This window comes from Variovorax sp. KBS0712 (assembly GCF_006323185.2).
GTDB lineage: Bacteria > Pseudomonadota > Gammaproteobacteria > Burkholderiales > Burkholderiaceae_C > Variovorax > Variovorax boronicumulans.
The window spans coordinates 1,864,917-1,887,375 of record NZ_VCCD02000001.1; the positions used below are offsets into that span (position 1 = coordinate 1,864,917).

At 68.3% G+C, this 22,459-nt stretch carries 21 protein-coding genes, 1 pseudogene and 1 riboswitch; of the genes and pseudogenes, 19 read left to right on the plus strand and 3 right to left on the minus strand.

Going from position 1 to position 22,459, the window contains the following annotated elements; translation table 11 throughout:
• Positions 1 to 177: 177 nt before the first annotated feature.
• The 6 genes from FFI97_RS08610 to FFI97_RS08635 all read left to right on the plus strand — a co-directional run bounded on the left by FFI97_RS08610 (position 178) and on the right by FFI97_RS08635 (position 4,136).
• A complete protein-coding gene (locus FFI97_RS08610; RefSeq protein ID WP_139705495.1) occupies positions 178 to 768 on the plus strand; it encodes a tetratricopeptide repeat protein in 591 nt (196 codons plus the stop codon).
• Between the two features lie 97 nt (positions 769 to 865).
• Positions 866 to 1,462, plus strand: coding sequence for a peptidylprolyl isomerase (locus tag FFI97_RS08615; protein WP_139705494.1), 597 nt, complete (start codon positions 866 to 868; stop codon positions 1,460 to 1,462).
• Positions 1,463 to 1,489: 27 nt separating this feature from the next.
• On the plus strand, positions 1,490 to 2,002 hold the full coding sequence (locus FFI97_RS08620) for a peptidylprolyl isomerase (RefSeq protein WP_070060416.1): 513 nt from the start codon (positions 1,490 to 1,492) through the stop codon (positions 2,000 to 2,002).
• A gap of 25 nt (positions 2,003 to 2,027) precedes the next feature.
• On the plus strand, positions 2,028 to 2,804 hold the full coding sequence (locus FFI97_RS08625; RefSeq protein ID WP_095745034.1) for a UDP-2,3-diacylglucosamine diphosphatase: 777 nt from the start codon (positions 2,028 to 2,030) through the stop codon (positions 2,802 to 2,804).
• Positions 2,805 to 2,819: 15 nt separating this feature from the next.
• A complete protein-coding gene (locus FFI97_RS08630) occupies positions 2,820 to 3,611 on the plus strand; it encodes a zinc-dependent peptidase (RefSeq protein WP_139705492.1) in 792 nt (263 codons plus the stop codon).
• A gap of 231 nt (positions 3,612 to 3,842) precedes the next feature.
• On the plus strand, positions 3,843 to 4,136 hold the full coding sequence (locus tag FFI97_RS08635; protein WP_139705490.1) for a GYD domain-containing protein: 294 nt from the start codon (positions 3,843 to 3,845) through the stop codon (positions 4,134 to 4,136).
• 72 nt (positions 4,137 to 4,208) lie between these two features.
• Here the strand turns inward: FFI97_RS08635 and FFI97_RS08640 are convergent, their stop codons facing one another.
• From FFI97_RS08640 to FFI97_RS08650, 3 genes and pseudogenes are all read right to left on the minus strand, one after another.
• Positions 4,209 to 7,049 (minus strand): DUF349 domain-containing protein, encoded by a 2,841-nt coding sequence (locus FFI97_RS08640; protein ID WP_144004407.1) that lies wholly within the window; start codon positions 7,047 to 7,049, stop codon positions 4,209 to 4,211.
• Positions 7,046 to 7,228, minus strand: a complete 183-nt coding sequence (locus FFI97_RS08645) for a hypothetical protein (protein ID WP_139705488.1) — start codon at positions 7,226 to 7,228, stop codon at positions 7,046 to 7,048. The genes FFI97_RS08640 and FFI97_RS08645 overlap by 4 nt, the downstream gene beginning before the upstream one ends.
• A gap of 10 nt (positions 7,229 to 7,238) precedes the next feature.
• Positions 7,239 to 11,062, minus strand: a pseudogene (locus tag FFI97_RS08650) (DUF748 domain-containing protein).
• 711 nt (positions 11,063 to 11,773) lie between these two features.
• Here FFI97_RS08650 and FFI97_RS08655 point away from each other — a divergent pair.
• The 13 genes from FFI97_RS08655 to tolA all read left to right on the plus strand — a co-directional run bounded on the left by FFI97_RS08655 (position 11,774) and on the right by tolA (position 22,393).
• Entirely contained in the window at positions 11,774 to 12,634 is an 861-nt protein-coding gene (locus FFI97_RS08655; RefSeq protein WP_062481551.1) for a lytic transglycosylase domain-containing protein, read from the plus strand.
• 49 nt (positions 12,635 to 12,683) lie between these two features.
• A riboswitch (ZMP/ZTP riboswitch) is annotated at positions 12,684 to 12,810 on the plus strand.
• Between the two features lie 38 nt (positions 12,811 to 12,848).
• Entirely contained in the window at positions 12,849 to 14,093 is a 1,245-nt protein-coding gene (gene glyA, locus FFI97_RS08660; RefSeq protein WP_139705484.1) for a serine hydroxymethyltransferase, read from the plus strand.
• Positions 14,094 to 14,126: 33 nt separating this feature from the next.
• Positions 14,127 to 14,570, plus strand: coding sequence for a transcriptional regulator NrdR (nrdR, locus tag FFI97_RS08665; RefSeq protein WP_007836918.1), 444 nt, complete (start codon positions 14,127 to 14,129; stop codon positions 14,568 to 14,570).
• A 28-nt stretch (positions 14,571 to 14,598) separates the two neighbouring features.
• Positions 14,599 to 15,729, plus strand: coding sequence for a bifunctional diaminohydroxyphosphoribosylaminopyrimidine deaminase/5-amino-6-(5-phosphoribosylamino)uracil reductase RibD (ribD, locus tag FFI97_RS08670; RefSeq protein WP_139705482.1), 1,131 nt, complete (start codon positions 14,599 to 14,601; stop codon positions 15,727 to 15,729).
• 86 nt (positions 15,730 to 15,815) lie between these two features.
• On the plus strand, positions 15,816 to 16,487 hold the full coding sequence (locus tag FFI97_RS08675) for a riboflavin synthase (RefSeq protein ID WP_139705480.1): 672 nt from the start codon (positions 15,816 to 15,818) through the stop codon (positions 16,485 to 16,487).
• Entirely contained in the window at positions 16,484 to 17,638 is a 1,155-nt protein-coding gene (ribBA, locus tag FFI97_RS08680; protein ID WP_139705478.1) for a bifunctional 3,4-dihydroxy-2-butanone-4-phosphate synthase/GTP cyclohydrolase II, read from the plus strand. The genes FFI97_RS08675 and ribBA overlap by 4 nt, the downstream gene beginning before the upstream one ends.
• 6 nt (positions 17,639 to 17,644) lie before the next feature.
• Entirely contained in the window at positions 17,645 to 18,106 is a 462-nt protein-coding gene (gene ribH, locus FFI97_RS08685; RefSeq protein ID WP_070060391.1) for a 6,7-dimethyl-8-ribityllumazine synthase, read from the plus strand.
• On the plus strand, positions 18,103 to 18,633 hold the full coding sequence (gene nusB / locus FFI97_RS08690; protein ID WP_062481565.1) for a transcription antitermination factor NusB: 531 nt from the start codon (positions 18,103 to 18,105) through the stop codon (positions 18,631 to 18,633). Before ribH ends, nusB begins: the two co-directional genes overlap by 4 nt.
• The gene (locus tag FFI97_RS08695; protein WP_139705475.1) at positions 18,630 to 19,817 is read left to right on the plus strand and encodes a pyridoxal phosphate-dependent aminotransferase; all 1,188 of its coding nucleotides are present in this window, start codon (positions 18,630 to 18,632) and stop codon (positions 19,815 to 19,817) included. The genes nusB and FFI97_RS08695 overlap by 4 nt, the downstream gene beginning before the upstream one ends.
• Positions 19,814 to 20,272 carry a tol-pal system-associated acyl-CoA thioesterase gene (gene ybgC, locus FFI97_RS08700; RefSeq protein ID WP_139705473.1) on the plus strand — a complete coding sequence of 153 codons (459 nt, stop codon included), beginning with the start codon at positions 19,814 to 19,816 and terminating at the stop codon, positions 20,270 to 20,272. The genes FFI97_RS08695 and ybgC overlap by 4 nt, the downstream gene beginning before the upstream one ends.
• Positions 20,269 to 20,991, plus strand: coding sequence for a protein TolQ (tolQ, locus tag FFI97_RS08705; RefSeq protein WP_070060387.1), 723 nt, complete (start codon positions 20,269 to 20,271; stop codon positions 20,989 to 20,991). Before ybgC ends, tolQ begins: the two co-directional genes overlap by 4 nt.
• 34 nt (positions 20,992 to 21,025) lie before the next feature.
• Positions 21,026 to 21,463 (plus strand): ExbD/TolR family protein, encoded by a 438-nt coding sequence (locus tag FFI97_RS08710; RefSeq protein WP_070060386.1) that lies wholly within the window; start codon positions 21,026 to 21,028, stop codon positions 21,461 to 21,463.
• A 3-nt stretch (positions 21,464 to 21,466) separates the two neighbouring features.
• Complete coding sequence (gene tolA / locus FFI97_RS08715) at positions 21,467 to 22,393, plus strand: cell envelope integrity protein TolA (RefSeq protein ID WP_139705471.1); 927 nt, start codon at positions 21,467 to 21,469, stop codon at positions 22,391 to 22,393.
• Positions 22,394 to 22,459: the final 66 nt, after the last annotated feature.

The window sequence follows — 22,459 nt, forward strand, 5'->3', positions numbered from 1 at the left end:
TTCGCGCACGTGCGGTACGGGCGAGCAACGGTGTATTTCAGGGGTGACGGGGGGCGTGGCTACGAGGGGTTCGACGTGGCCCCTCGGCTACAATGCGACGCAGTATAAACGGCTGCCGCCACGCAGCATCCGGGTGTTCTCCAGGCCCCCGCTCTCCCCCAATCCTGCCGAGGCTTCATGAAGCACGCCGCGTTCTCCAGACTCCCCATCGCCCTTGCACTGCTCTTCGGTCTGTGGGGCTTCGCCGCGCACGCCAACGACTACGACGACGTCAACCTCCTGCTGCGCCAGGGCAAGTCCGCCGAGGCGCTGGCCAAGGCCGACACCTACATCGCCGGCAAGCCGCGCGACCCGCAGATGCGCTTCCTGCGCGGCGTGATCCTCACCGAGCAGAACAAGACCGCCGACGCGATCACCGCGTTCACGCAGCTCACGCAGGACTTCCCGGAATTGCCCGAGCCCTACAACAACCTCGCGGCCCTGTACGCGTCGCAAAGCAAGTTCGACCAGGCCCGCGCCGCGCTCGAAACCGCGCTCAAGCTCAGCCCCAACTACGCCACCGCGCACGAAAACCTCGGCGACGTGTACGCGCGCCTGGCGGCCCAGGAATACCAGCGCGCCCAGCAGTTCGCGACCACCAATGCGAGCGTCGCGCCCAAGCTCGCGCTGATCCGCCAGATCTTCACGCCCAAGGCCGCGGCCGATGCGGCCGTGCTGCCGGCCGCGCCGCCCGAAGTGCGCAAGCCCGTGGGCCGCACGACCAAGTAACAGCCTCTTGCAATCCGGCGGTGCGCACACAGTTGCCTCTCAACCTGCGCCATCGCAGGCCCACCGCCCTCCCCTCCACCCGCACACGGAGCCTCATTTGACGACCTCTGCACTTTCCCGTTTCAGCCGCCGCGGCGCCCTCGCACTGGCCGCGGCCCTGGCCCTCGGCGCCGCCGCCGGCGCGCACGCCCAGCAGGCCGCGCCGCGCGTCAAGCTCGCCACCTCGGCGGGCGACATCGTGGTCGAGCTCGATGCGGCCAAGGCCCCCAAGACGGTCGAAAACTTCCTGCAGTACGTCAAGGACAAGCACTACGACGGCACGGTGTTCCACCGCGTCATCGACGGTTTCATGATCCAGGGCGGCGGCTTCACCGCCGACCTGCAGCAAAAGCCCACGCGCCCGCCGATCCCGCTCGAGGCCAACAACGGCCTGAAGAACGACAAGTACACGATCGCGATGGCCCGCACCGGCAACCCCAATTCGGCCACCTCGCAGTTCTTCATCAACGTGAAGAACAACGATTCGCTCAACGCGCCCAACCCCGACGGCTACGGCTACACCGTGTTCGGCAAGGTCGTCGCCGGCACCGACGTGGTCGACAAGATCCGTGCCGTGCAGACCGGCAACCAGGGCGGCATGCAGAACGTGCCCGTCGAAACCCTCACCATCAAGTCCGCCACGCTGGCGAAGTAATCCCGTTTCCGAAGAAGGAGCTAACTCATGAGCAACCCCCAAGTCGAACTGCACATCAAGAACTACGGCGTCATCACGCTCGAACTCGACGGCGTGAAGGCACCGAAGTCGACCGCCAACTTCATCGAGTACGTGAAGAAGGGCCACTACGACAACACGGTGTTCCACCGCGTGATCCCCGGCTTCATGGTGCAAGGCGGCGGTTTCGAGCCCGGCATGAAGCAAAAGCCCACCGGCGCCGAGATCGAGAACGAAGCCAACAACGGCCTCAAGAACGCCAACTACACCGTGGCCATGGCCCGCACGAGCGCACCGCACTCGGCCACCGCCCAGTTCTTCATCAACGTGGCCGACAACGGCTTCCTGAACCACACCGCCCCCTCGGCCCAAGGCTGGGGCTATGCGGTGTTCGGCAAGGTCACGGGCGGCACCGATGTCGTCGACAAGATCAAGGCCGTGAAGACGGGCCGCAAGGGCTTCCATGACGACGTGCCGCTCGAGGACGTCGTGATCGAAAAGGCAGTCGTTACTGTCGAGTGATGCACTTCAGGCACGGCGCAGCGGCATGACCCCGGTGGCGAACCCGGCTTTCTCCGAGCTGGTGGCGCCGCCCGCGTGGCGCACCGTCGACCTGATTTCCGACCTGCACCTGCAGGCCAGCGAGCTGGCCACCTTCGAGGCTTGGCAGGGCTATCTGCAGACCACGCCGGCCGATGCGCTGGTCATCCTCGGCGACCTGTTCGAGGTGTGGGTGGGCGACGATGCCGCCGCCCAGCCCGGTTTCGAGGCCCAGTGCGTCGAGCTGCTGCAACGCACCGCGCAGCGCCTGCCGGTGTTCTTCATGCACGGCAACCGCGACTTCCTCGTCGGCAAGGCCTTTGCCGCGCAATGCGGTCTCACGTTGCTCGACGACCCCACCGTGCTGGTGCTGCACGGTGAACGCTGGCTGCTGAGCCACGGCGACGCCCTCTGCCTCGAAGACACCGACTACCTCCAGTTTCGCGCCCAGGTGCGCACGCCCGAATGGCAGGCCGCGTTCCTCGCGCGCCCGCTGGAAGAGCGCCGCGCGCTTGCCCGCGCCATCCGCGCACAGAGCGAAGACCGCAAGCGCGATCCCTCGACCCTCTGGGCTGACGTGGACGCCGACGCGGCCCGCCAATGGCTGCAGCACGCGGGCGCCAGCGCGCTGATCCACGGCCACACCCACCGCCCCGCCGTCCACGACCTGGGCCACGGCCTGCGTCGCATCGTGCTAAGCGACTGGGATGCCGCCGCCCATCCGCCACGTGCGCAACTGCTGTGCCTGTCGGCCGCCGGCGCGCAGCGCGTCGACCTGCGCTAGCCGCACCGCCCGCCGATGTTCAAGTGGCTGCGCCGGCTGCGCACCCTGCCCCCGATTCCCGATGCCGCCTGGCGCGCCACGCTCGCGCGCTACGCCTTCCTGGGCGAACTGCCGCCTGCGGAACAACAGCGGCTGCGCACGCTGGCGGCCGAGTTCCTGCGGGACAAGGAATTCCATGGCACGCAGGGCTTCGTCATCACCGACGAGGTGGCGCTGGCCATCGCGGCGCAGGCCGTGCTGCCGGCGCTGCACCTGAAGGACGGGCTCGACTGGTACGACGATTTCGTCGGCATCGTGGTGCATCCGTCCGAGGTGGTGGCGCAGCGCAAGATCGTCGATGAGGCGCTGGTCGTGCACGAGTACGAAGAGGTCGTCGCAGGCGAGGCGATGGACCAGGGCCCCGTCATGCTCAGCTGGCAGGACGTGCTCGCGAGCAGCGTGACCAGCGAAGGCGGCTACAACGTCGTGATCCACGAGTTCGCCCACAAGATCGACATGCGCAACGGCATCGCCGACGGCTGCCCGCCGCTGCCGGCCGACTTCATGGGCCGGCGCAGTGCGCGCGAGGCCCGCGCGGCCTGGATGGCGGTGCTGCAGCCGGCCTACGACGACTTCCGCGAAAAGACCATCCTCGCCGAGCGCTTCGGCGCCGAGCCGCCCTGGCTCGACGACTACGGCGCCACCTCGATCAGCGAGTTCTTCGCGGTGGCCTGCGAGGCCTACTTCGTGAACCGCCCGAACTTCGCGCGGGACTTCCCGGGAGTGCTGGTTCTCTTCGATGCGTTCTTTCGGCCTGCGCAGGTCTGACCGCCCCTCGCATCTGGTTTCCTTGCTTGCGCGCGCGATCGCGGTCCGCATACCTCGTCCTGAGTAGGCGCCGATCGGGAGCGCCTTGCCTTTGCAGGCCCCCGGCGTAGCATCGCTGCGGCCATCGCCCTCCACAGCGTCGCTGCGCGCCCGATGACCTGGAGCGTCGCCATCGGGGGCGGCGTTGCTTCATGTGATTCGCCCCCGCGGATAACAACACAGGAGCAGAAAATGGTGACCTATATCGGCATGCTGAGCTTCACGGACCAGGGCATCCAGAGCGTCAAGGAAACCACCAAACGCGCTGCCGCCGCCAAGGAAACCGCCCAGAAGCTCGGCGTCAACATGCGCGAGATCTTCTGGACCATGGGCGACTGCGATGTGGTCTGCGTGCTGGAGTCCGAGGACGAGCAGGCGCTCTGTGCGTTCAGTCTGGCCATCGCCATGCAGGGCAATGTGCGCACGCGCTCCCTGCGCGCCTATACCGCCGGAGAAATGGACAAGATCCTGGCCAAATTGCCTTGAGCCGGGACGGGTCGACACACATGAAAAAGCCCGCACGCGGCGGGCTCCTTCTCATGAACGCGCGCGGGCGCCTTACTTGCGCAGCAAGGCCTTCAGCGCGTTCTGCAGACGGCGCGCGGTGGCGGCGTCGTGCGCAGCGGCGAGCACCTTGCCGGCATCCTGACCCCAGGTCTGGGCCGGCGTCGGATCGCCACGCTTCGTCAGCAGCTTGAGCTGCAGCGCGCGGCGTGCATCGAGTTGCTCGGCGGGCGTCGGCACTTCGGCGGCCATCTCCAGGCGCAGCAGCGCTTCGGCGGCATCGCTCGCGGCGGCCGTCGGTGCGGCGCCCACGGCCTGCGACCATTGGGTGCGCACGGCAGGCGTCACGGCACGGCCGAGTTCCTGCACGCTCGGCAGGCGGGCGGCATCGCGCTGCTCCCAGGCGCCGAGCACCTGCGTGAGCGCTTCGCCATGGGCCTGCGCGGCCAGCTTGCGCAGCGCCATGTCGGCACGCTCGAGCGCTTCGCGTTGCGCGCGGAAGGCGGCATCGCCCAGGCGAGGACCGCGGTCTTCGCGCGGCGGACGGTCGCCGAAACGGCCACCGCCCGGCGCGCCGCGATCGCCACCGCGGGCATCGGGACGCGGGCCGCCGCGGTCGTTCGGACGGCCGGGGCCGCCGGCGCCAGGGCGACCGCCGTCGCGGCGATCACCGAAGCGGCCCGTGCCGCGAGCGGCCGGTGCGGCTTCGGCCTTCTTGCTGCTGGGCCGGTCGTCGCCACGCATGGCGACCACGGGCTTGGGTGCGGGCTTCGGCGGCGCGGCCGGCGCGACGCTTGCGGCTTCACCTGCTTCGTGCGCGGCGCTATCGCTGCGGGCCGAAGCATCGGCGCCGTCTGCGGGAGCGACCAGGTCGGGCGCGTCGGCCACTGCTGCCGCGGGTGCGGACGGCGTGGCTTCGGCATCGCTCGAACCCGGCGTCTGCTCGGCGCTTTCGCCGAACTCGGCCGCGGCCTGGCCGGGGGCTTCGACACCGGTCGCGCCGACCGAAGGGCCGTCGCTCGTGGTGGCGGGTGCCGGTGCAGGCACTTCACCGCGCAGCGCGGCTTCGAGGCCGGCGATGGCGGCGCGGATCTTCTGTGCGTCGCCGCCGGCATTGGCCGCGTCGAGCGCCTTGGACGCGTCGAGCACATGGCGGTCGTGCTCGCTCATGGCGGCCGATGCCTTTTCGCGCTCGACCGTCTTGCGGTTGAAGGCTTCGTCGATGGGTGCGCGGAACGCGTCCCACAGTTTCTGTTCGTGGCGGCGGTCGAGCGGCACGCTCTGTGCCTCGTGCTGCCAGCGCTGTTGCAGCGCCTTCACGGCGTCGATGCGCAGCATCGGCTGGGCGCCCAGCTCGGTGGCTTCGGCGATCATGGCCTGGCGACGTTCGACGCTGGCCTTCTGCGCGGTTTCGAACGGGGCACGGGCAGCACCGAAGGCTTCGTTCCACAGCGGCTGCAGCTCGGCAAACACCTTCTCGCCCACGTGGCCGGCATCGCGCCAGCGGTCGGCGAACTGGTGCAGCGCGCGGTTGTGCGCCTTCAGGTCGGTGGCGCCGGCATGCGCGGCGGCCCAGGCCTTGACCTCTTCGATCAGCGCGACGCGCAGGGCGCGGTGTTCGGCGGCATCGGCACGCACCTTCTCGAGCCAGGCCTCGACGACCTTGTGAGCTTCGTTGCAGGCTTCGTCGAAACGCTTCCACAGCGCGTGGTTCGGCACGCCGCCCTGGTCGGCCTGCTTCCACTGGTCGCGCAGGGCGCGCAGGGTTTCCTGCATCTTGCGGCCACCAAGGGCCTGGCCTTCGGGGCGCTTGAGCAGGCCTTCGGCCTTGGCGACGAGGTCTTCGCGGACCTTGTCGGCGCTCCAGCGCTGCCAGCCTTCGAGTTCGCCGGCGGCGACCAGTGCAGCATGCACGCGGGCTTCGAGCGGCGCGTCGACCAGCTTGCCGTGTTCCTTGAGCACGGCGCGCAGCGCAGCGGCGGCGCCGGCACTGGCCTTGCCGTGGCCTTCGGCGGTTTCCTGTTCGAGCTTGGCGAGGGCGGCCTGCACGGCATCTTGTGCCGCAGCGCGCACGGCTGGGTCGACCTTGGGTGCGGCGGGACGGGCGGGCGCGGCGGGCTTGGGCGCCACCACCTCGCCGCGTGCGGCGCGCAGTTCGTCGGCCCAGACGGGCACCGGGGGCAAAGGCGCGGCGGCATCGGCGGCTGCGGCCACGGCCTGCGCCAGCGCGCCGTGGAACGAATCGGACACCACGAGCAGCTGCGACTTGGAAGCTTCGAGCTGGGGGGCGAACTTGGCGTCGAGGCTGTTCCAGTTGGCATCGGCCACGATGTCGGCGGCCTGCTGCTGCCAGTGGGTCACGTCGGCGCGCAGCGATTCCTCGGCGGCCTGGGCGTCCTTCCAGCCCTTGGTGGACAGCACTTCGAAGCGCTGCGCCAGCAGGACGGCGGCTTCGCGGTGGACCTGCGCACGGTGCTGCAGGTCTTCGATGCCCTTGACGCGCTCGGCCAGCTGGGCCTTCAGCCCGGCCAGCGGTTCGCGCGACAACGGCGCGCCGGCCTTGGCGGCGTCACGCTGCCAAGCCAGTGCGTCGGCGATGTTGAGCTTGGACTGCGCCAGCAGCGTTTCGGCCTTCTGCGCCCATTCGGCGGCGATGGCTTCCTGGCCCTTGGCGCGTTTGATTTCGTCGAGCTTTTCGCGCAGCAGGCGCGCGGCGCCCTTGTCGCGGCCGCTCAACTCCTTGAAGACCTCTTGCATCTGCTCGGACGAAGGGTTGCCCGCGAGCCAGTCGCGGATGCGCGCGGCGCGCTCGCCCGAGGTCGGCGCGGTGAAGGCGCCGCCGGTGAGCGTGTCGAGGGCCTGGAGGTCGTGTGGCTTGGAAGAAGTAGAGGTCACTGCGCGAAATCGTTGTCTTGGTAGAGAAAGCGAAGGCGCCGGCAAAGGCCGGCGCACATCGACATTTTCACCCAGTTGGCGAACAGCCCGCCGAATTCCGTGTCGGAACTGCGGCGCGCACCGTTCAGCGGGCTGAAAAGGGCCCGCAGGATATATGGCAAGGCGAGGCGAAAAGCCAAGCCCCGCCGGCTATTTCATGGTCAGGCTCAGCTCGGCGCCGGGCTTCCAGTCGTTGCCGCTGGCCGTGGTGCGCACGGCCCCCAGGAACAGCCGTTCGCTCGGCAGCTTCTGCGCCAGCAGGTAGTCGCGCACCACGGCGCCGCGCTCGACGGCGAGCTGGCGCATCGATTCCTCGTCGACCGGCACGCTGGCCAGCAGCAGGTTTTCCATTTCCTTCACCGGCAGGTCCTTGGCCAGGCCGACCATGTTGCGCGGCTTGGTGATGTCGGAGCGCTTGTAGACGGCCGTGAGCAGCTCCGGGTATTCGGCATCGGTCACCGGCGCCACCTCGGTGCCGGTCTGGCCGCCGCGCACCGCGACGCGGCGCTTCTCGGCCTGGGTCAGCTGGCGCAGGCGCTGGCGCTGGTAGGCGTCGCGCGCTCCTTCTCGAGGCTGGAGGTACCCACCACCGTCATCTGCAGCGTCGGCCGCTCGGTCAGGGCCTTCACGACCTTGTCCAGGCTCTCCTTGGCGCCGCTGCTCAGCGTGGAACTGCCGGGCTCGAAGGTGATGGCGCTCGAGTCGCCGCTGCCGCCACCGCCCAGGCCGCCGGTCAGCAGGCTGAACGGCGCGGTCACGGCCTTGACGATCAGGTTGACCACCGCCTTGAAGATCAGCGGGCCGATGCTGAACTGCGGATCGTTGAGCGAGCCGCGCAGCGGCAGGTCGACATCGATCACGCCGTTGCGATCGGCCAGCAGGGTCACGGCCAGGCGCACGGGCAGGCTGTTGGGCGCGCCGGCCACCTCGTCGCCGAACTTCAGCTGGTTGAGCACCAGCTTGTTGGTGGCGGTGAGCTGGCCGTCGGGCGCGATCTTGTAGTTGACGTCCATGCTCATCTTGCCGCGCTCGATGCCGTGGCCCGCGTAGCGCACCGAGTACGGCGACAGCGGCGCCAGGTCGAGGTCGCGCATCTTGGCCGTGATGTCGAGTTCGAGCGGCTTGGCCAGCGGATTGAGCTTGCCGGTGATTTCCAGCGCCGCGGTCTGCTGCGCCTTGCCGCGCAGCTCGAGGTCGGCCAGCGCCGGTCGGCCGCCCTGCCCGTTCGGCGGGTTCGACGAGAAGGAACTGAGCTTGCCGGTCAGTTCGCTCAGGTCGGCCGAGTAGTTGGGCTTGACGAACAGGTCGGTGAAGTCGATCTTGCCGTTGACCAGGCTCATTGGACCGAAGTTGATGACCGGTGCCGGGCCGCTGTCGGCCGCCGGCGCGGCAGCCACGACGGGTGCGGACGCAGCCGGCGCAGGCTCGGGCGCGCCGCCGACCATGGCTTCGGCCGACACTGGCGCACCGCCCGAAGCCCGCTGCGGCGCCGAGGCGACCGGCGCGCGGGTCGTGGTGGTCGTGCCGCCCGGGCCCTTTTTGGTGCTGGCTTCGGTGGCGGCGGCCGCGGCGGCCTTCGAGGCCTCCTCGCCCTTCTTGGTCAGGCTCAACAGGTTCAGGCGGCCGGTGGGGTCGACGATCACGCGGGCGAAGAAGTCGGTCAGCGTGGTTTCGCGCACGTCCACCGTCGGGGCCGCGTTGGGTGCGAGGCTGACCTGCAGGCCGCGCAGGCTCAGGGTCTTCCAGCTCAGCAACTGGCTGTTGTTGCGGTCGAAGCCCGGCGACTGGGTCAGCGAGACGCTGTTGGCGCGGAAGTCGTCCAGCGCGGTGTCGCCGGCCAGCTTCAGGCTCATGCCGGCCGGCGCGCTCGCATAGCGCACCGTGCCGCGGTAGTTCGCGAAGGCGCGGCGGATGTCCACATTGAGCGCGTCGGCGTAATAGGCCTTGAAGGCATGCGCCGGGAATGACGCCACCTCGAGCCGCCCCTCGGCCGCCAGCGGCTTGAGCACGATGTTGCCCTTGTAGTCGAAGCGTCCCGGGTCCGCGCGGCGGCCCGCGCCGATGCGGCCCGATACCTGCAGCGGCGAGACGGTGTTGGTGTCGGGTGCGATCTTCTGGGCCAGCAGCTTGAAGGCCGTGACCTCGATCGCCACCGGCGCCGAGCCGGCCTTGTCCGCATAGGACAGGCTGCCGTTGTCGACCGCCAGCGTGCCCAGCGTCAGCGCCCAGGGCTTGGTGTTGGCGCTGTTGGGGCGCGCCGCGCCGGCGTCGGCCGGCTTGGGCGCCGCCACCTTGGCGCCGCCGGCCGGGGTCTTGAGCCAGCGCTCGAACATCCAGCGCTTCTCGTTGTCGCGCTCGACGCTCACCTTGGGGTTGGTCGCGGTGAACGACGCGATGTTCAAGGTGTGCCTGGTCATGTCGACCTCGGCATCGACCAGCTCGAAGCGGCCGACGCTGGCCAGCGCGGTCTTGGCCTGGGTCAGCGCCAGGCCGTCGGCAGCCAGGCGGCGCGCCTTGAACTTCAGGTCGGGCTGGGCCCAGGACACGTCGATCTGGCCGCTGAGCTTGCCGTCGAGCGTGGGCTCCAGGCTCTGCGCCAGGTACGGCGCGGCCAGCGACAGCGGCAGCGCCTCGACCTCGGTCTGCACGTCGGCGACCTTGTCGGTGGCGTTGCCCTTGAACTTCAGCGTGGCGCCCGCGACGGTGGTGCTGCCGTCGAACTGCGCGGGCTTTTCCATGGGCCAGGTGACGGCCGTGAGGTTGATGCCAAGGTCGGTGAGGTCGATGGCTGCAGCGGGCTTGACGGTTTCGTCGCGCCAGCCGACACGGCCGCCGTCGAGCGCGATCTTGTCGACCTGCACCTTGAGCTTGGGCTTCTCGGCGGCCGGATTGCCGCCCGGGGCGCTGGCGGCGGGCGCGGGCAGCGGCGCCGCCTTTTCGGCCGCGCCGGTCGCCGGGTCGGTGGCCATCAGGTTGAGCTGGCCGGCGGCGTCGCGCGCCACCACCAGCTGCGGCTTGGCCAGCGCGACCTCGCTCAGGTGGAACACCGACTCCAGCGGTCGCACGTCGGCCAGCGCCAGCTTGAGCGAGTCGAAGCCCAGCAGGTCGCGCCCGCGGGCGTCGCCCAGCTTGGCGCCGTGGGCCTCGACCGTGCCGGTGATCTTCAGGCCGATGGTGTTGGTCTGCTGGAAATCGATCTTCAGGTCGGCATCCAGGCTGCCGGCCTGCAGCTTCACCGGCAGGCCGCCGGGGATGTAGCCCAGGTAGGGCACGAGGTCGAGCCCCTTGAACTGCACGTGGGCGTCGGTCTTGCGGCTTTGCGCGAACGGGGTCGTGAAGGCGGCCGAGTCGAACTGGCTGCCGTTGAGCGCAAAGGCCAGCTTGGGCTCGGTCTTGATCTCGCGCTTGGAGGCGAGGTTGCTCAGGAACGGCACATTCAGCATGAAGCCACGCAGCTCGTGCCGGCGCTTCACAGTCTGGTCGTCGAAATCGACCGCGCCGTCCTTGATCGAGATGTTGTAGATCGCGAAGCGCGCGGGCTCGGCCTTCGGATCGGGCGGCGGGCCCGAGGCCAGCTTGGCCAGGATGTCGTCGATGTCGTACTTGCCGTCGGCCAGGTGCGTGAGCAGCACCGCGGGCGCCTCGACCGTCACCGCGTCGATCACGGGCGCCAGGCGGAACAGCGATTGCAGCTCGGCGTCGGCATAGATGCGCTTGATGGCCACCTGCGGCTGCTTGCCGTCGGCGGTGGCGATGCGCAGGTCATTCAGTGCGAGCTCGAGCGTCCAAGGCTTGAAGTCGATCTTGCCGACGGTGACCTGCCGGCCCAGTTTCTCGCTCGCGATCTTCTGGAGTTGGCTCTTGGCGATCGGCGGCACCGCCAGCCACGCGATGACCCACAGGGCCAACAACACCAGCAACGCGACAACCCCACGCCGCACCCATTTGTTCTGTTTGATCGAAGCAGCATCCATCCGCAGAAGTGTGCCGCAAACAGATGCCAACAAAGTCTGCGGAAACGTGAATGCGTTCCCTTTTGGCGAGGCATTGCGATGCCCGCGCGCCCCTCGACAGGATCGATAGGCCAAAAGTGTGAGCGCCACAAACAAGAAAGCCCGGTGAGTCGACGAAGTGTCTTGTCACCGGGCTTGATGGCGGGCTCAAAACCCATGCCATCGATTCGCGCGACCGGAAGTAATGGTTCCCGCCGTGCTGGCAGCAAGAGATTGCCGCCGTGGAGTCCTCCATCGTTCGAGTCCTTGACTTGCACCTCGGACTGCCTGACTTCGGAAAAACGCCTGAAACCTCAGGCCCGTCCAGATTAGGCGTCTCACCCTTCCTTTGCAAATCCCTTTTTCCAAGGGATTTCCCGTAGGCCCGCTCCCCTTGGCAGCCCCTCGGACGGGGGGATTCCTCAAGCACTTATTAACATATGAAACCAAATCCTTATGCTTGACCGTGTATTTAGCCACGATAGAATCCCGCCTGCCCTTGCTGCCGGACGCAGCAGGGCCTCCCTGAATCCGCTGCCGAATTCCACCGGCGTGATCAGGCCGCCGCGCTCCCTACCCCACCCCCTCCATGCGCGGAGCCTGATTCGTACATACCAATCCAAGCGCCGCTGCCTTCATCCACCGCCCTTTCAGGCGCTGCATGCCAGGTGCCGCACAGAAAGGAAAAAAGCGATGAGCAAGGCGTTTGATGCCACAGCCCGCGGGCTACGGACCTTCGTGTCCGATGTGGCAGACGGCTTTTTTGAAATCACCCACAACGGGTTTGCGCTGGTCGGCCTGGCCATCGTGTTCGCGGCCCTCGCCCTCGTGGCGCGTCCCGACCTGCGCAAGACCGGCGAGGAACAACTGATGGGCTGGCTGCAGTCGCGCAAGCCCGCGCCCGAACCCACGGACCTGGAGCCGACCGCCATCGAGCGCACCACGGCCGCAAGCCCTGACGAGCTGCCCAAGCAGCAGGCGGCGGTGGCCTACTGGCTCAGCAAGAAGTACCGCGTCGCGGCCGAACCGCTGAGCGTGCTGGTCTCCGAGGCCTACCAGATCGGCAAGCGCACCAAGCTCGACCCGACGCTGATCCTGGCCATCATGGCCATCGAGTCCAGCTTCAATCCGTTCGCGCAAAGCCACGTCGGCGCCCAGGGCCTGATGCAGGTCATGACCCGCGTGCACGGCGACAAGTACGAAAGCGCGGGCGGCACGCTCACCGCCTTCGACCCCGTGACCAACATGCGCGTCGGCGTGAAGGTGCTGCAGGAATGCATCGCCCGCGCCGGCTCGCTCGAAGGCGGCCTGCGCTACTACGTGGGCGCCGCCAACCTCGACGACGACGGCGGCTATGCTGCCAAGGTGCTGGCCGAGCACGAGCGCCTGCGCCAGGTTGCCGCCGGCCGTGCGCCGTCGACGATGGTCGTGCCGCCGCCGACCACGGCGCGCGCACAGCCGATTCCGGTCGTGGCACCGGCCAAGCCCGCGGGTGAAGAGCCCGCCACCGGCAGCGAGCCGGCCAAGGTCGCCCTGCTCTCCGCAGTTTCCTGAGGCCTTGCCGGCCCTCCCGGCCCGGATGCGTGCGGGCCTGCGCTACACTCGGCCTGTACGCGACTGGCGATAGGCGCAGCACCCTGAAAAAGGTGCCACGCGCTGACGTGGAATACCACTGGGAAGCGTGCCGCCTGACCACAACAGGCGTTCAGCCGTTCGCCTGGGCAGCCCTTGTTTGGTTGAACAAGGACCTCGTCTTCAAAGGACTGCCATGTACCAACGCAATATCCTGGTCGAACAGACCGATCCCGAAATCTGGGCCGCCATTCAAGCCGAAAACGCGCGCCAGGAACATCACATCGAGCTGATCGCCAGCGAGAACTACGCCTCGCCGGCCGTCATGGCCGCCCAGGGCTCGCAGCTCACTAATAAATACGCCGAAGGCTACCCGGGCAAGCGCTATTACGGCGGCTGCGAGCATGTCGACGTGGCCGAGCAACTGGCCATCGACCGCGTCAAGCAGATTTTCGGCGCCGACGCCGCCAACGTGCAGCCGCACTGCGGCGCCTCGGCCAACGAAGCCGTGATGCTCGCCTTCCTGAAGCCCGGCGACACCATCATGGGCATGAGCCTGGCCGAAGGCGGTCACCTGACCCACGGCATGCCGCTGAACATGAGCGGCAAGTGGTTCAACGTCGTGAGCTACGGCCTGGACGCCAACGAAGCCATCGACTACGACGCAATGGAACGCAAGGCGCATGAGCACATGCCCAAGCTGATCATCGCGGGCGCCTCGGCCTACTCGCTGCACATCGACTTCGAGCGTTTCGCCAAGGTCGCCAAGGACGTCGGCGCGATCTTCATGGTCGACATCGCCCATTACGCCGGCCTCGTGGCCGCGGGCGTGTACCCCAACCCGGTGCCGCACGCCGACATCGTCACCTCGACCACGCACAAGAGCCTGCGCGGCCCGCGCGGCGGCATCATCCTGATGAAGTCGCAGCACGAGAAGGCGATCAACAGCGCCATCTTCCCCGGCCTGCAAGGCGGCCCGCTGATGCACGTGATCGCCGCCAAGGCCGTCGCGTTCAAGGAAGCCCTGACGCCCGAGTTCAAGGCCTACCAGCAGCAGGTGGTCAAGAACGCCCAGATCGTGGCCGACACCCTCACCGCGCGCGGCCTGCGCATCGTGAGCGGACGCACCGAAAGCCACGTGATGCTGGTCGACCTGCGTTCGAAGGGCATCACCGGCAAGGAAGCCGAAGCCGTGCTGGGCGCCGCCCACATGACGATCAACAAGAACGCGATCCCCAACGACCCGGAAAAGCCGATGGTCACCAGCGGCGTGCGCATCGGCACCCCCGCCATGACCACGCGCGGCTTCAAGGACGAAGAGGCCCGCATCACGGCGAACCTGGTGGCCGACGTGCTCGAGAACCCGCGCGACGCGGCGAACATCGACGCGGTGCGCGCCAAGGTCCACGCCTTGACGAGCCGCTTCCCTGTCTACCGTTGATTTCGTAAATAGAAGAAGAGAAGCACTGGCCGCATGAAATGCCCTTTTTGCGGTCATCTCGAAACGCAGGTCGTCGAGACCCGCGTTTCGGAAGACGCCGACTTCGTCCGCAGGCGCCGCCAGTGCAGCGCCTGCGACAAGCGCTTCACCACGTATGAGCGCCCCGACGTCAATTTCCCCGTCGTGGTCAAGAAGGACGGCAGCCGCGCCGACTTCGACTCGACCAAGGTGCGCGCCTCGATGATGCTGGCGCTGCGCAAGCGCCCCGTGAGCATCGAGCAGATCGACAACGCCTTGCTGCGCATCGAACAGAAGCTCCTGGCCAGCGGCCTGCGCGAAATCGATTCGACGAAGGTCGGCGAACTCGTGATGCGCGAACTCAAGAAACTCGACAAGGTCGCCTACGTGCGCTTTGCCTCGGTGTACCGCAGCTTCGAGGACGTGGACGAGTTCCGACAGCTGCTGCGCGACATCTGACCTCCGAGAAGGCGTGAACGAACCCGGCATGTCCTCTTCCCCACACGACGCCTCCCACATCGCCACAGCCCTGCGGCTGGCCGCTTCCGCGATCCGCCTGACCGACCCGAACCCGCGCGTCGGCTGCGTGCTGTGCGACGCCGACGGCCGCGTGATCGGCCAGGGCCACACGCAGCAGACCGGCGGACCGCATGCCGAGGTGATGGCGCTGCGCGACGCGCAGGCCCAAGGCCATTCGACTGCGGGCGCCACCGCCTACGTCACGCTCGAACCCTGCTCGCACCACGGCCGCACCGGCCCCTGCTGCGACGCCCTCATCGCCGCCGGCGTGCGCCGCGTCGTGGCCTCGCTCGCCGACCCGAACCCGCTCGTGGCGGGACAGGGCTTTGCCCGACTGCGTGCGGCGGGCGTCGAGGTCGAAGTCGGCCCGGGCGCCGACGAATCCCGCGAACTCAACATTGGCTTCTTCAGCCGCATGGTCCGCAAGCAGCCTTGGGTTCGAATGAAGATCGCCGCCTCGATCGACGGCCGCACCGGCCTGCACAACGGCGTGAGCCAGTGGATCACCGGCGAGGCCGCGCGCGCCGACGGCCACGCCTGGCGGGCCCGCACCGGTGCCGTGCTGACCGGCGTCGGCACGCTGCTCGAAGACAACCCGCGCCTGGACGTGCGCCTGGTCGACACACCGCGCCAGCCCCACCTCGTGGTGGTCGACAGCCACCTCCAGACCTCGCCCGACGCTCACATTTTCATAGCTGGCCGCGCCGTCTGGATCTACGCCGCCAGCCGGCACAACGAAGAAAAGGCGGCCGCGCTCGAAGCCCGCGGCGCCACCATCACCTGCCTGCCCAACCTGCACGGCAAGGTCGACCTGCCCGCGATGCTCCAGGACCTCGCGGCGCGCGGCGTCAACGAGCTGCACGTCGAATCGGGCCACAAGCTCAACGGCTCGCTGCTGCGCGAAGGCTGCGTGGACGAGCTGCTGGTGTACCTGGCACCCAAGCTGATCGGCAGCGGGCTCGACATCGCCAGCCATCTGCACGCCGAGGGCCCGCTCACCTCGCTGGCGGGCGCATTGCCGCTCGAATTCAAGTCGGTGGACATGCTGGGGCCCGACTTGCGCATCGTCGCGCGCGTCGCCGGCCGCGACCGCTTCTGAGCCGCCGCCCACGCGGCGCAGCACATTCGCAGCCGCAAACCGGCCCTTCGGGCCGAAGACCCCTCGATGTCTGCGAAAATGTGGAAATGTTCACCGGAATCATCACCGGCGTGGGGCGCATCGCCGCCATCCACGACCTCGGCACCTCCTCCTCCTACGGCAAGCGACTCAGCATCGAGGTGCCCGACGGCTACCTCGACGACGTCGGGCTCGGCGACAGCATCGCGCTCAACGGCGCCTGCATGACGGTCACCACGCTCGCACCTGAACGCGGGCAATTCACCATCGACATTTCCGCGGAGTCCCTCGACAAGACGGCCGGCCTGACCGACGCAGGCAGCCGCATCAACCTCGAGAAGGCCCTGCGCGCGAGCGACCGCCTCGGCGGCCACATCGTCTCGGGCCACGTGGACGGCATCGGCCACGTGAGCTTCTTCGCGCCGGTCGGCGAAAGCTGGGAGCTGCGCGTGGTCGCACCGCCCGCGCTGGCGCGCTTCCTGGCCTACAAGGGCTCGATCACCATCAACGGCGTGAGCCTCACGGTCAACAGCGTGAGCGACATCGAAGGCGGCGCCGAGGTCAGCATCAACCTGATCCCGCACACCGTGGAAAACACCTCCCTCGGCGGCCTGAAGGCCGGCTCGAAGGTCAACCTCGAAATCGACACCGTGGCGCGCTACGTGGAGCGCATGCTTCAGGCCGGCATGCTCACCCCCTCTCTGACGTCTTCCACGTCTCCCAAGGACACTTCGAAATGAACGCCTCCGTCACGCCGATCGGCGCCCCGCGCGCCGACCGTGCACCCGCACCGATCTCCCCGGTCGAAGACATCGTGGCCGAGCTGGCCGCCGGCCGCATGGTCATCCTCGTGGACGAGGAAGACCGCGAGAACGAAGGCGACATCGTCATCGCCGCCGACCACATCACCGCCGAATCCATCAACTTCATGGCCCGTCACGCGCGCGGCCTGATCTGCCTCACGCTCTCGCGCGAGATGTGCGAGCGGCTGCAGCTGCCGCCGATGGTCCAGCGCAACGGCGCCAAGCATTCGACCGCCTTCACCGTCTCCATCGAGGCGGCCGAAGGCGTGACCACCGGCATCTCGGCCGCCGACCGCGCCCGCACCGTACAGGCCGCCGTGGCGCGCAACGCCGTGGCCGCCGACCTGGTGCAGCCCGGCCACATCTTCCCGCTGCAGGCGGTGGACGGCGGCGTGCTCATGCGCGCCGGCCACACCGAAGCCGGCTGCGACCTGGCCGCCATGGCCGGCTGCTCGCCCGCCTCGGTGATCTGCGAGGTGATGAACGAAGACGGCACGATGGCTCGCCTGCCCGACCTGCAGATCTTCGCGGCCGAGCACGGCCTCAAGATCGGCACGATTGCCGCGCTCATCGAGCACCGCAGCCGCGTCGAATCGCTGGTCGAAAAAGTCGGCTGCCGCGAAATCCAGACCAACTGGGGCACCTTCACCGCCCATGCCTTCGTCGACAAGCCCAGCCGCGGCGTGCACCTGGCACTGGTGCGCGGCCAGTGGGCGCCCGAAGAGACGGTGTCGGTGCGCGTGCACGAACCGCTGTCGGTGCTCGACGCGCTCGAGGTCAACCGCCCGATGCACTCCTGGAGCCTGGACGCCAGCCTCTCGCACATCGCGAACGAAGGCAAGGGCGTGGCCGTGCTGCTGAACTGCGGCGAAACCGCGGCCGAGCTGCTCGCGCAGTTCGACGGCACCGCGCGCCCCGCGCAAGCCCCCGAGCGCGGCCGCATGGACCTGCGCAACTACGGCATCGGCGCGCAGATCCTGCGCGAATGCGGCGTGCACAAGATGAACCTGCTCGGCGCGCCGCGTCGCATGCCGAGCATGGCCGCCGGCTTCGGCCTCGAAATCGCCGGTTACCTCACGAAAGACTGAACGACCATGCAAGGTTCCAACAAGGGCGAGATCACCCTCAACGGCAAAGGCCTGCGCATCGGCATCGTGCAGGCGCGCTTCAACGCCGACATCACCGACGCACTGGCCACGGCCTGCCTGTCGGAGCTCGAGGCGCTCGGCGTGGCTGCCTCCGACATCCATCATGTGCAGGTGCCCGGCGCGCTCGAAGTGCCCGTGGCGCTGCAGGCGCTCGCCGAGCGCGGCGGCTACCACGCGCTCGTGGCGCTGGGCTGCATCATCCGCGGCGAGACCTACCACTTCGAACTGGTGGCCAACGAATCGGGCGCGAGCGTGAGCCGCGTCGCGCTCGACTACCGCCTGCCCATCGCCAACGCGATCCTCACGACCGAAAACCTCGAACAGGCCGTCGCCCGCCAGACCGACAAGGGCCGCGACGCAGCCCAGGTGGCGGTCGAGATGGCACAACTGCTGGCCACCCTTTCATGACCGAAGACACCTCCAAGTCCGCCAAGCCCCGCCAGTCGCGCACCGGCCTCACCAGCACGGGCGCACGCAAGGCCGCGGCCAAATCGAACCGCAGCCGCGCGCGCGAGTTCGCGCTGCAGGCGCTCTACCAGCACCTGGTAGGCCGCAACGACCCGACCGACATCGACCACTTCACGCGCGACCTCGCGGGCTTCCACAAGGCCGACGCGGCGCACTACGACGCGCTGCTGCACGGCTCGATCAACGGCGCCGAGCAGCTCGACGCGCTGATCCTGCCGCTGCTGGACCGCAAGTTCGCCGAAATCTCGCCCATCGAGCACGCCGTGATGTGGATCGGCGTGTACGAGTTCCAGAACTGCCCCGACGTGCCGTGGCGCGTGGTGCTCAACGAGTGCATCGAGCTTGCCAAGGAATTCGGCGGCACCGACGGCCACAAGTACGTGAACGCCGTGCTCAACGGCCTGGCACCGCAGCTGCGCCCGCTTGAAGTGGAAGCCGACCGGGCCACCGGCAAGGCGCGCCCATGAGGATCTCGACGCGCGCGCAGCGCATCGAACCGTTCTATGTGATGGAGGTCGCGAAAGCCGCTGGGGTGCTGGCCCGCGAAGTGGCCCACACCGACCGTCCGATGATCTTCCTGAACATCGGCGAGCCCGACTTCACCGCCCCGCCCCTGGTGCAGGAAGCCGCCGCCCGCGCCGTGCGCGCCGGCGCCACGCAGTACACGCAGGCCACCGGCCTCGATCACCTGCGCGAACGCATCAGCGGTTGGTACAAGCAGCGCTTCAACGTCGACGTGCCGGCGCGCCGCGTCGTCGTCACGGCCGGCGCCTCGGCCGCATTGCAGCTGGCCTGCCTCGCGCTCATCGAATCGGGCGACGAGATCCTGATGCCCGACCCGAGCTACCCCTGCAACCGCCACTTCGTGAGCGCTGCGGACGGCAAGGCCGTGCTGGTGCCGACCACGGCCGAAGAGCGCTTCCAGCTCACCGCCGCCAAGGTCGAGGCCGCCTGGACCGACAAGACACGCGGCGTGCTGCTGGCCTCGCCCTCGAACCCGACCGGCACCTCGATCGCGCCCGACGAGCTGCGCCGCATCCACGAGGTGGTGTCGCAGCGTGGCGGCATCACGCTGATCGACGAGATCTACCTGGGCCTGTCGTACGACGATGCCTTCGGGCAGACGGCGCTGGCCATCGACGACAACGTCATCAGCATCAACAGCTTCAGCAAGTACTTCAACATGACGGGCTGGCGCCTCGGCTGGCTGGTGGTGCCCGAAGTGCTGGTGCCGGTGGTCGAGCGCCTGGCGCAGAACCTCTTCATCTGCGCGAGCACCGTATCGCAGTACGCCGCGCTGGCCTGCTTCGAGGCCGAGAGCATCGCCGAGTACGAACGCCGCCGCGCCGAGTTCAAGGCCCGCCGCGACTGGTTCATTCCGCAACTGAACGCCCTGGGCCTGAACGTGCCCGTGGTCCCCGACGGCGCCTTCTACGCCTGGGCCGACTGCACCAGCGTGGCCGACAAGCTCGGCATCTCGGGCAGCTGGGACTTCGCCTTCGAGACCATGAAGCGCGCCCACCTCGCCGTGACGCCGGGCCGCGACTTCGGCACGGCCGAGACCGCGAAGTTCGTGCGCTTCTCCACCGCCAGTTCGATGGCGCACCTGCAGGAATCGGTCGAGCGCCTGCGGGCCATGATCGCCTCATGAGTTTCGAGTTTCCGATTCGCGTCTACTGGGAAGACACCGATGCCGGCGGCATCGTGTTCTACGCCAACTACCTGAAGTTCATGGAGCGCGGTCGCACCGAGTGGCTGCGCTCGCTGGGCGTCGAGCAGCGCAAGCTCAAGGAAGCCACCGGCGGCCAGTTCGTGGTGAGCGAAACGCAGCTCAAATACCATCGGCCCTCGCGGCTGGACGACGAACTGCTGGTTACAGCCGAGCTGCGGCAACTGGGCACGGCGTCGTTGATAATCGCTCAGCGCGTGCTATCAAAAACAGAGCAAGAACGCACCGGGGCCGCGGCACCGGTCTTGCTGTGCGAAGGCACGATCCGCATCGGCTGGGTGGACGCCGCCACCTTGCGCCCTGCGCGCATTCCGGCCCAAGTTTCGGGAACCCTCGAGCACTCCAGCGGCTCCATGACTCAACCTTTCAAGCCATGAACCAAGATCTCTCCATCATCAATCTCCTGCTCCACGCCAGCTTCGTGGTGCAACTGGTCGTGCTGCTGCTGGTGATCGTGTCGGTCGCCAGCTGGGCCGCCATCATCCGCAAGTACTTCGCCCTCAAGCGCATCCGCGTGCTCAACGACGACTTCGAGCGCGAGTTCTGGTCGGGCACCAGCCTGAACGAGCTGTTCGCCTCGGCGGCGCAGAACGCCAAGTTCGCCGGCCCCATGGAGCGCATCTTCGCCTCCGGCATGCGCGAGTACCAGAAACTGCGCGAACGCCACGTGACCGACGCGGCCACGCTGCTCGACGGCGCCCGCCGCGCCATGCGCGCGAGCTTCCAGCGCGAGCTGGATGCGGCCGAGCAGAACCTGTCGTTCCTGGCCACCGTCGGTTCGGTGTCGCCGTACGTGGGCCTCTTCGGCACGGTCTGGGGGATCATGCATGCCTTCACCGGCCTGGCCGCCCTCACGCAGGTGACGCTGGCCACCGTGGCGCCCGGCATTGCCGAAGCGCTGGTGGCCACGGCCATCGGCCTGTTCGCCGCCATTCCTGCGGTGGTCGGCTACAACCGCTTCGCGCGCGAGATCGACAAAATCGCCATCGCCCTGGAGACCTACATCGAAGAGTTCTCCAACATCCTGCAGCGCAACCTCTCGGCCAACCCCGGCGCCGTGACGCCCGCCGCCTCGGTCACCGCCGCGAACCGCTGAAGAGCGGCGCGCACAAGACAAAGGACGCGACGACATGCCCGCCGTTTCATCCCGGGGCCGCGGCCGCCGCACGATCAACGAGATCAACATGGTCCCGTTCATCGACGTGATGCTGGTGCTGCTGATCATCTTCATGGTCACGGCCCCGCTCATCACGCCGAGCGTGATCAACCTGCCGACGGTCGACCGGGCCAACAAGCAACCCGACAAGCCCATCGAGATCGTCATCAAGAGCGACGACGAAGTGCAGATCAAGAAAGACCCGTCCACCGGCACCGGCGGCGCGTCGATTCCCATGACGCAGATCGGCTCGGCGGCAAAGGCTGCGCAAGGCGGCGACGCCCAGCGCCCCGTGGTCATCAGCGCCGACAAGTCGGTGAAGTACGAAACCGTCGTGAAGGCGATGAACCAGCTCAAGCGCAGCGGCATCGAGCGCGTGGGGTTGTCGGTCACGACCACGGGCGGCAAATAAGGCATGTCGCTCGCCCTGGATCGCCCCGAGTTCGCGCCGCCGCCGCAGCGCGGCACGCCCCGCGCGGTTGCGCTCGCCCTCATTGCCCATGCGCTGCTGATCGCCGCCCTCACCTGGGGCGTGCGCTGGCGCAGCGAAGCCGACGACGGCGCGGTCGATGCCGAGCTGTGGTCCACCACGGTGATGCAGGCCGCCCCGCGCCTGTCGGTGCCGGAGCCGCCGGCCCCCGTGCCCGCACCGCCGCCGCCTGCGCCCGCACCGCCCCCGCCGCCTCCCCCAGCCGTCAAGCCGCCCGAGCCGGCGCCCGCCCCTGCGCCCGACATCGCGCTGGAGCGCGAGAAGAAGCTCAAGGAACAGAAGGCGCAGAAGGAGCGCGAGCTCGAGCAGCAGCGCGTGCAGCAGCAAAAGAAGAAGGAGCTCGAGGCCAAGGAGCGCGCCGAGGAAGAAGCCGAGCGCAAGAAAGAGCAGCAGAAGAAGCTGGCCGAGCAGAAGAAGCAGCAGGAAACCGAGGCCAAGCAGGCCGAAGCGAAGAAGGCGGAGGCGGCTGCCAAGCAGGCCGCCGCCGACCGCGCTGCGACGCTCAAGCGCATGCAGGGCCTGGCAGGCGCCAGCGGCAGCGACGATGCCAAGGGCAACGCCCAGCGTTCGTCCGGTCCGTCCAGCGGCTACGCCGGCCGCATCGCTGCCGCCGTGCGCCCGAACATCACCTTCCCCGATGCCGACAGCGTGAACGGCAACCCCGAGGCCGAGTTCGAAGTGCGGCTGGCACCCGACGGCACCATCGTCGGCGTCAAGCTCGCCAAGTCCAGCGGCCTGCCCGCCTGGGACGAAGCGGCCGAACGCGGCCTGCGCAAGACCGACAAGCTGCCGCGCGACACGGACGGGCGCATCTTCCCTTCGCTGATCGTCACGCTCAAGCCCAAGCGCTGACACTCGCAATCACCTACATCGTGGGTGATTGCAAGCGACACCACCCGCTCGTTTAGGATCGTCGGC

Coding starts and splice junctions, on each gene's coding strand:
- FFI97_RS08610 (WP_139705495.1), top strand. CDS start 178: ATGAAGCACGCCGCGTTCTCCAGACTCCCCATCGCCCTTGCACTGCTC.
- FFI97_RS08620 (WP_070060416.1), top strand. CDS start 1,490: ATGAGCAACCCCCAAGTCGAACTGCACATCAAGAACTACGGCGTCATC.
- FFI97_RS08625 (WP_095745034.1), top strand. CDS start 2,028: ATGACCCCGGTGGCGAACCCGGCTTTCTCCGAGCTGGTGGCGCCGCCC.
- FFI97_RS08630 (WP_139705492.1), top strand. CDS start 2,820: ATGTTCAAGTGGCTGCGCCGGCTGCGCACCCTGCCCCCGATTCCCGAT.
- FFI97_RS08635 (WP_139705490.1), top strand. CDS start 3,843: ATGGTGACCTATATCGGCATGCTGAGCTTCACGGACCAGGGCATCCAG.
- FFI97_RS08655 (WP_062481551.1), top strand. CDS start 11,774: ATGAGCAAGGCGTTTGATGCCACAGCCCGCGGGCTACGGACCTTCGTG.
- glyA (WP_139705484.1), top strand. CDS start 12,849: ATGTACCAACGCAATATCCTGGTCGAACAGACCGATCCCGAAATCTGG.
- nrdR (WP_007836918.1), top strand. CDS start 14,127: ATGAAATGCCCTTTTTGCGGTCATCTCGAAACGCAGGTCGTCGAGACC.
- ribD (WP_139705482.1), top strand. CDS start 14,599: ATGTCCTCTTCCCCACACGACGCCTCCCACATCGCCACAGCCCTGCGG.
- FFI97_RS08675 (WP_139705480.1), top strand. CDS start 15,816: ATGTTCACCGGAATCATCACCGGCGTGGGGCGCATCGCCGCCATCCAC.
- ribBA (WP_139705478.1), top strand. CDS start 16,484: ATGAACGCCTCCGTCACGCCGATCGGCGCCCCGCGCGCCGACCGTGCA.
- ribH (WP_070060391.1), top strand. CDS start 17,645: ATGCAAGGTTCCAACAAGGGCGAGATCACCCTCAACGGCAAAGGCCTG.
- nusB (WP_062481565.1), top strand. CDS start 18,103: ATGACCGAAGACACCTCCAAGTCCGCCAAGCCCCGCCAGTCGCGCACC.
- FFI97_RS08695 (WP_139705475.1), top strand. CDS start 18,630: ATGAGGATCTCGACGCGCGCGCAGCGCATCGAACCGTTCTATGTGATG.
- ybgC (WP_139705473.1), top strand. CDS start 19,814: ATGAGTTTCGAGTTTCCGATTCGCGTCTACTGGGAAGACACCGATGCC.
- tolQ (WP_070060387.1), top strand. CDS start 20,269: ATGAACCAAGATCTCTCCATCATCAATCTCCTGCTCCACGCCAGCTTC.
- FFI97_RS08710 (WP_070060386.1), top strand. CDS start 21,026: ATGCCCGCCGTTTCATCCCGGGGCCGCGGCCGCCGCACGATCAACGAG.
- tolA (WP_139705471.1), top strand. CDS start 21,467: ATGTCGCTCGCCCTGGATCGCCCCGAGTTCGCGCCGCCGCCGCAGCGC.